The organism is Bradyrhizobium sp. Leo170, assembly GCF_004296405.1.
Classification (GTDB): domain Bacteria; phylum Pseudomonadota; class Alphaproteobacteria; order Rhizobiales; family Xanthobacteraceae; genus Bradyrhizobium.
Genome location: NZ_PSRR01000395.1, coordinates 1 through 7,380, shown reverse-complemented (window position 1 = coordinate 7,380; position 7,380 = coordinate 1). Strand labels below are relative to the sequence as shown.

The 7,380-nt window shown below is 65.5% G+C and carries 6 protein-coding genes and 1 pseudogene; 1 reads left to right on the top strand and 6 read right to left on the bottom strand.

The features are described 5' to 3' along the window. On the top strand, nt 1-859 hold an 859-nt coding region (locus tag CWO89_RS38195), incomplete at its 5' end, for a Bug family tripartite tricarboxylate transporter substrate binding protein (protein ID WP_130583510.1). 167 nt (nt 860-1,026) lie between these two features. Here CWO89_RS38195 and CWO89_RS38190 read toward each other — a convergent pair. The 6 genes and pseudogenes from CWO89_RS38190 to ribD form a co-directional block, all read right to left on the bottom strand. Next, nucleotides 1,027-3,147: a sodium-translocating pyrophosphatase gene (locus tag CWO89_RS38190; RefSeq protein WP_130583509.1), complete on the bottom strand. Its 2,121-nt coding sequence runs from the start codon at nt 3,145-3,147 to the stop codon at nt 1,027-1,029. Between the two features lie 215 nt (nt 3,148-3,362). After that, nucleotides 3,363-4,364: a thiamine-phosphate kinase gene (thiL, locus tag CWO89_RS38185; protein WP_130583508.1), complete on the bottom strand. Its 1,002-nt coding sequence runs from the start codon at nt 4,362-4,364 to the stop codon at nt 3,363-3,365. Nucleotides 4,365-4,502: 138 nt separating this feature from the next. Beyond that, nucleotides 4,503-4,997 carry a transcription antitermination factor NusB gene (gene nusB, locus CWO89_RS38180; RefSeq protein WP_130583507.1) on the bottom strand — a complete coding sequence of 165 codons (495 nt, stop codon included), beginning with the start codon at nt 4,995-4,997 and terminating at the stop codon, nt 4,503-4,505. A gap of 2 nt (nt 4,998-4,999) precedes the next feature. Beyond that, the gene (gene ribH, locus CWO89_RS38175) at nt 5,000-5,491 is read right to left on the bottom strand and encodes a 6,7-dimethyl-8-ribityllumazine synthase (protein WP_130583506.1); all 492 of its coding nucleotides are present in this window, start codon (nt 5,489-5,491) and stop codon (nt 5,000-5,002) included. A 216-nt stretch (nt 5,492-5,707) separates the two neighbouring features. Continuing rightward, nucleotides 5,708-6,316: a riboflavin synthase gene (locus tag CWO89_RS38170; protein WP_130583505.1), complete on the bottom strand. Its 609-nt coding sequence runs from the start codon at nt 6,314-6,316 to the stop codon at nt 5,708-5,710. Nucleotides 6,317-6,438: 122 nt separating this feature from the next. Next, nucleotides 6,439-7,380 (bottom strand): annotated as a pseudogene (gene ribD / locus CWO89_RS38160) (bifunctional diaminohydroxyphosphoribosylaminopyrimidine deaminase/5-amino-6-(5-phosphoribosylamino)uracil reductase RibD); the annotation flags it as partial.

Genomic DNA, 7,380 nt, shown 5'->3' with positions numbered 1-7,380 from the left:
CTCGACCGACGTGATGGGCCGCCTGCTCGCGGCGCATCTGCAGACCGCCTGGGGACAGTCGGCAATCGTGGAGAACCGCTCGGGCGCCGGCGGCACCATCGGCACCGCCGAAGTCGTCCGCAACAAGGGCGACGGCCATACCATCCTGATCGGCAATCCCGGGCCGAATGCGTTCGCCTATTCGATCTTCAAGAACCTCACCTACCAGAAGGATCAGTTGCAGCCGGTCTCCAACATGATCCGGATCCCGAACATCGTCTCGGCCCATTCCTCGACCGGCATCAAGTCGATCCCCGAGCTGATCGCGTACCTCAAGGCCAATCCGGACAAGCTCACCTATGGCTCGTCCGGGACCGGCCAGAGCCCGCATCTGACCGGCGCCTGGTTCCTGCAGCTCACTGGTCTCAAGATGACCCATGTGCCGTTCCGCGGCGCCGGCCCCGCGCTGCAGGCGGGGCTTGCCGGTGACATCCAGATCCTGTTCGACAATCTCTATCCGTCGCTGCCGCAGGTGCTGGACGGCAAGCTCAACGGGCTCTGCGTCACCACCGCCGAGCGCAGCGATGCCGCGCCAAAACTGCCGACCATGCGCGATAGCGCGCCGGAGTTATCCAAATTCGAAGTTTCCTCCTGGTTCGGCGTGTTCCTGCCCAAGGCCACGCCCGCGCCGATTGTGGACGAGCTCAACCGCCAGGTGAAGGCGATGCTGGAGCGCGACGACGTCAACAAGAACATCGCCGGCATGGGCGCCCGCCCCGACCACGGCACGCCGCAGCAGTTCACCGATTTCGTCGACGCCGAGACGAAGAAGTTCGCCGTCATCATCGAGAAGGAAGGCCTGCAGATGGAGGTGAAATAACTCCACCGCCGTCATTGCGAGCGAAGCGAAGCAATCCATAGCGCCGCTTGCGGAGACGTGGATTGCTTCGCTTCGCTCGCAATGACGCGTTGAGAGAGCCGCCCGTATCGCCAAACAAAAACCCCGCGGCTGGTGCCGCGGGGTTTTACATTCGCGTCACGCAGCGATCAGTGCGCCAGGATCGCCAGCAGCAGCAGCGCCACGATGTTGGTGATCTTGATCATCGGGTTGACCGCCGGGCCCGCCGTATCCTTGTAGGGATCACCGACGGTATCGCCCGTCACCGCGGACTTGTGGGCATCGGAGCCCTTGCCGCCATAATGGCCGTCCTCGATGTATTTCTTGGCGTTGTCCCAGGCGCCGCCGCCTGAGGTCATGGAGATCGCCACGAACAGCCCGGTGACGATGACGCCGAGCAGCATCGCGCCGACGGCGGAGAACGCCGCCGACTTGCCGGCCGCACCGCCGCCCGCAATCGCGTAGATCAGGAAGTAGACCACGATCGGCGACAGCACCGGCAGCAGCGACGGGATGATCATCTCCTTGATCGCCGCCTTCGTCAGGAGGTCAACCGCCTTGCCGTAATCCGGCTTGTCGGTGCCCTGCATGATGCCGGGCTTCTCGCGGAACTGGCGCCGCACCTCTTCCACGATCGCGCCGGCCGCACGGCCAACCGCCGTCATGCCCATCGCGCCGAACAGATACGGCAGCAGGCCGCCGAACAACAGGCCCACCACCACATAGGGGTTGTTGAGCGAGAAGTCCGGATTGACGCCGGCGAAATAGGTATGGTTGGCGGAGTCGCTGATGAAGAATTTGAGGTCCTGGTTATAGGCCGCAAACAGCACCAGCGCGCCGAGACCGGCGGAGCCGATCGCATAGCCCTTCGTCACCGCCTTGGTGGTGTTGCCGACCGCGTCCAGCGCGTCGGTCGATTTGCGCACCTCCTTCGGCAACCCCGCCATCTCGGCGATGCCGCCGGCGTTGTCGGTGACCGGACCGAAGGCGTCGAGCGCGACGATCATGCCGGCCAGCGCCAACATGGTCGCAGTCGCGATCGCAATCCCGAACAGGCCAGCCAGGCTGTAGGTGATGAGAATGCCGGCGATGATGACCATGGCCGGCAGCGCGGTCGCCTCCATCGAGATCGCAAGCCCCTGGATCACGTTGGTGCCGTGGCCGGTCACCGAGGCGGCGGCGATCGACTTCACCGGGCGATAGTCGGTGCCGGTATAGTATTCGGTGATCCAGATGATCAGTGCAGTGACGATGAGGCCGACCACGCCGCATTGGAACAGCGACATGCCGGAATAGTCGACGCCCGGCAGCTTGTCGAAGCCGATCAGGGTGTAGATCACGCCGGCGATGCCGATCAGCGACAGGATGCCGGTCGCGATCAGGCCCTTGTAGAGCGCGCCCATGATGGACTGGCTGGCGCCGAGCTTGACGAAGAAGGTGCCGATGATCGAGGTGATGATGCAGACGCCGCCGATCGCGAGCGGCAGCGTCATCATGTCCACCAGGATCGGCGATTTCGCAAAGAAGATCGCCGCCAGCACCATGGTGGCGACCGCGGTCACCGCGTAGGTCTCGAACAGGTCGGCCGCCATGCCGGCGCAGTCGCCGACATTGTCGCCGACATTGTCGGCGATGGTCGCCGGGTTGCGCGGATCGTCCTCGGGAATACCGGCCTCGACCTTGCCGACCAGGTCGCCGCCGACGTCGGCGCCCTTGGTGAAGATGCCGCCGCCGAGACGGGCGAAGATCGAGATCAGCGAGGCGCCGAAGCCGAGCGCCACCATGGCGTCGATCACGGTGCGGCTATCCGCCGCCAACCCGACGACCTTGGTCAGGTAGGCGAAATAGATGGTGACGCCGAGCAGCGCGAGACCGGCGACCAGGAGGCCGGTGATCGCGCCCGCCTTGAAGGCCAGCTCCAAGCCGCTAGCGAGCGACTTCGTCGCCGCCTGTGCGGTGCGGACATTGGCGCGAACCGAGACGTTCATGCCGATGAAGCCCGCGGCACCCGACAGGATCGCACCGATCGCAAAGCCGATCGCGACCAGGGTGCCGAGGAAGTAGGCCAGCAGGATGAAGATCACGATGCCGACGATGCCGATCGTGGTGTACTGGCGCCGCAGATACGCCTGTGCGCCTTCGCGCACCGCCGCGGCGATCTCCTGCATGCGCGGGCTGCCCGCATCAGCGTTCAGAACGGAAGAGGTAGCCCAGATCGCGTAGACAATGGAAAGTACCCCGCAGAGCACGATCAACCATAATGCTGTCATTTGAATTCTGCCTCAGATCCTTGATGTATCCCCACGCCCTTGTTTTTTCCGCGGGATGCGGCAGGCGCTTATTAAGCGGTCCACCCTGCCCAAAAGGGTAGCCACAATCGGCCAAGACCTTGCCAAAATCGCTTTCGCAGCGCAACGCCGCCGGCAATCAAAACGGGACGATTTGGGCAGCTAATTAGTCTGAGGAGCGGCTTTCTCGGCCAATTCTAGAAATGGCTGTAGGACAGCCGCTTGAGGGCCAGCTCCCGGCCCTGTGGGTCGAGAAAGCTGGGGGGTGCGGAGCCTGCGATGATGCCGCCGATCGCAGTCACGGCAACGCCTGTGCGCTTGGCCTCTTGCACGAAGGTGGCCATGCGATCCCCGGGGATCGCGCAGAGGATCTCGTAGTCATCGCCGCCCGAGATCAGGGCCTCGATACCGACGACCTTGCGCGCCACCAGCGCGGCGGCCGGCGACGAGAGTGGAATGCTCTGGACGTCGATCACGGCCGAGACAGCGGAAGCCGCACACAGCTTTGCGAGATCGCCGGCAAGCCCGTCGGACACATCCATCGCAGCACTGGCGTAGTCGCGCACCGCCTTGGCGAGCGCATTGCGCGGCTGCGGCACGCGGTAGCGGCCGGTCAGCATCTCGCGGGCGGCATCGTCGTTCGCAAGCACTGAGGCAACAGGCCCGGCCTTCAGCAGGTTGAGGCCAAGCGCGGCATCGCCGATGGTGCCGGTGACCACAACGCGGTCCCCTGCCCGCGCGCCGCTGCGGTGGATCATCTTGCCCTGCGGCACGCGCCCGAACGCCGTGACCGAGATCATCACCGGCCCCGGCGTTGAGACCGTGTCGCCGCCGAGCAGCGGACAGCCAAATTGCGCGGCATCCTCGCCAAGCGCCTGCGCGAACGGTTTCAGCCAGGCATCGTCAGCGCCACGCAGCGCCAGCGTCAGCACGAAGCCGGCAGGGACTGCCCCCTTGGCCGCCAGATCGGAGAGATTGACCCGCAGCGCCTTGCGCGCCAGCGTCGCCGGCGGATCGCCGGGCAGGTAATGCACGCCCTCGACGATCGCATCGGTGGTGACGACGATATCATCGCCGCCTGCCCGCAACGCCGCCGCATCGTCATCGAGATTGAAAGCGCCCGGGTCCTTCGCGAGCGGCTTGAAGTAGCGCGCGATCAGCGAGTCCTCGCCGGATGGATTGCTCGGTCCGCTTGCCATGCCGCCCGAAGTCTCCTCAGCCGTCCTCGCCCGGCTTGACCGGGCGATCCAGTATTCCGCAGCGCCCGTCGTCAACCACAACCGCCGCCGTTTACTGGATCACCCGCCCTCGCGGATGATGACGGCGGAATGTGTGGGCTAGCTGCGCACGAACTCATCGGCCCGGAACTGCCGGGCGATCTGGTCGAGCACCGCATTCACCATGCCGGTCTCGTCCTTCTCCACAAACGCGTGCGCGACATCGACATATTCGGAGACGACCACGCGGCCCGGCACGTCCTTGCGATGCTCCAGTTCATAGGAGCCTGCCCGCAGCACCGCGCGCAGGATCGCATCGATCCGCTTCAGCGGCCACCCCTTGGACAGCGCCTCGTCGATCAGCGGATCGAGCCTGGCCTGGTCGCGCACCACACCCGATACCACGTCACGGAAAAACGCCGCTTCCGCCGGCAGATACGTCTCGCCTTCGACCTCGTTGCCGAGCCAGTGGCTCTCGAACTCCGCCAACACGTCGTTCAGTCCGGCGCCGGCGATATCCATCTGGTAGAGCGCCTGCACGGCGGCAAGCCGTGCGGCGCCGCGCCGATTGGCCTTCCTGTCCGCTGGTCTTACCGGCTTCCTGTCGTCCGCCATGGTCAACCCTTCGCCAGCCGACGTTTGATGCGCAACATCGCAAGCGCCGCACGCGCAGCGTCGCCGCCCTTGTTCAGGTCGTTGGCGCGCGCCCGTGCCCAGGCCTGTTCCTCGGTGTTGACGGTGATGATGCCGTTGCCGAGCGGAAACTTCCTGTTCACGGCGAGGTCCATCAGGCCGCGCGACGACTCCATCGACACGATCTCGAAATGGATGGTCTCGCCACGCACCACGCAGCCGAGCGCAACCGCCGCGTCATAGGGCTTGCCGTTCTTCTCCGCAGCATCGATCGCGATCGCGATCGCCGCCGGAATTTCCAGCGCGCCGGGAACCGTGATGACGTCGTAGCCGACGCCAGCGGCCTTCAATTCCGTGACCGCGCCTTCCAGAAGCGCATCCTGAATATCGTCATAGAACCGCGCCTCGACGATCAGCGCACGCGCGCCGGAAACGTCGGTCTGGTCCTTCAGCGGTGCACGCCGTGCGTCTGCCATTCTTCAATCCGTTTCGTCATGCTGATAGTCAATGTCTTGCAATGTTGGCTGTCAACGTTGGCGCGCTTGTAGTCGCCATAGAGGTTCTAGCCAAGCCAAAGCTGGCGGTTTCTTGCTCCGTCATGGCCGGGCTCGTCCCGGCCATCCACGATCTTTCTCACCGCAAGCGGACAAGACGTGGATGCCCGGGTCAAGCCCGGGCATGACGGTGATCTGCTACTTCATCTCTGTCAGCCGCGCCGCGTAGCGGGCCATCAGATCCACTTCGATATTGACCTCGCTGCCTGCGCGCCAGCCGCCGATCGTCGTGACCGTGAGAGTATGCGGGATGATCAGCACCGAAAATGTGACGTCATCGACCGTATTCACCGTCAACGACACACCATCCAGCGTGATCGAGCCTTTGACCGCGATGAAACGCGCCAAATCGCGCGTGGTTCGGAGCACGAACCGCGCCATATCAGGCAGATCTTCGCGTGAGACGATGGTAGCGATGCCATCGGCATGGCCTGCCACGATATGGCCGCCGAGTTCGTCGCTGATCTTCAGCGCGCGCTCGAGATTGAGGCGGGTTCCGACACCCCAATGCTTCGCCGTGGTCATGCTAAGCGTTTCCGCGGCGGCGTCGACGTCGAACCACGTCCTGCCGCCCTCAACGCCGGAGGCGACCACGGTCAGGCACACGCCATTGCAGGCGATCGAGGCGCCATCGGCGATGGTCGCGCGATCGTAACGGCAGGCGATCCGCAGCCGGTGCAACTGCCCCTGCGCCGTGGGTGTCAGGCTGGCGATTTCGCCGACATCCGTGACTATGCCCGTGAACACATCAAACCCTTTCAGTCGTCGTCATGGCCGGGCTTGACCCGGCCATCCACGTCTTGCTTCGTCGCCAGTGGCCAAGGCGTGGATGCCCGGGTCAAGCCCGGGCATGACGCGCGGACACAGCGCTAGGCGCGTTCGTAGATTGTCAAAGTATCTTTTCCGAGCGTTTCGCTAGCACGAACCTTGAAGGCCGGCGACTGCGTGAGGGCGGCGAGCGGCAATGCGTCCAGCGCGGGCACGCCGTCGGCGCCGACCGCCTCCGCGCGCGCAACAGCCAGGCTTCGTCGACCAGGTCAGCCGCAACGAAGGATGACGCCACCCGCGCCCCGCCCTCGACCATCACTTTCGTGATGCCCTTCTCGGCGAGCGCATGCAGCACCGCGAGCAGATCGAGTCCCGGCGGCGAGACCGTGTCCGCCACCCGGATCACCTGGGCACCGGCGGCACCCAGCTTCATCGCAGCCGGCGCTTCGGCAAGCTCCGAGGTCATCACCCATAACGGCGTTTCGCGCGCCGAATGCACCAGGCGGCTGTCGCCCGGCAGGCGCAGCGCGCGGTCCAGCACCACCCGCACCGGCGAACGCGCCTCCATGCCCGGCATGCGGCAGGTCAACACCGGATCGTCGGCCAGCGCCGTGCCGATCCCGATCAGGATCGCATCGCTCTGCGCGCGGAGCAGATGCACCCGCGCCCGGACCACGTCTCCCGTGATCGCCACCGGGCGGTGGCCGGCAGCGCCGATCTTGTCGTCGGCGGAGACCGCGAGCTTGAGCAGCACATGCGGACGCTTGTCGCGGACACGGCGGAAATGACCGGCATGGTCCCGCGCCGCCTCCTCCGCGCACAGCCCGACATCGACCGCGATGCCCGCCGCGCGCAACCGTGCATGGCCCTGGCCGCCGACATCAGGATTGGGATCCTCGACCGCCGACACCACGCGCGCGATGCCCGCGGCAATCACCGCGTCGGCGCAGGGTGGGGAGCGGCCGAAATGCGAGCATGGCTCGAGCGTCACATACAGCGTGGCCCCGCGCGCCGCTTCGCCCGCGCGCCGCAACGCCTCCGGC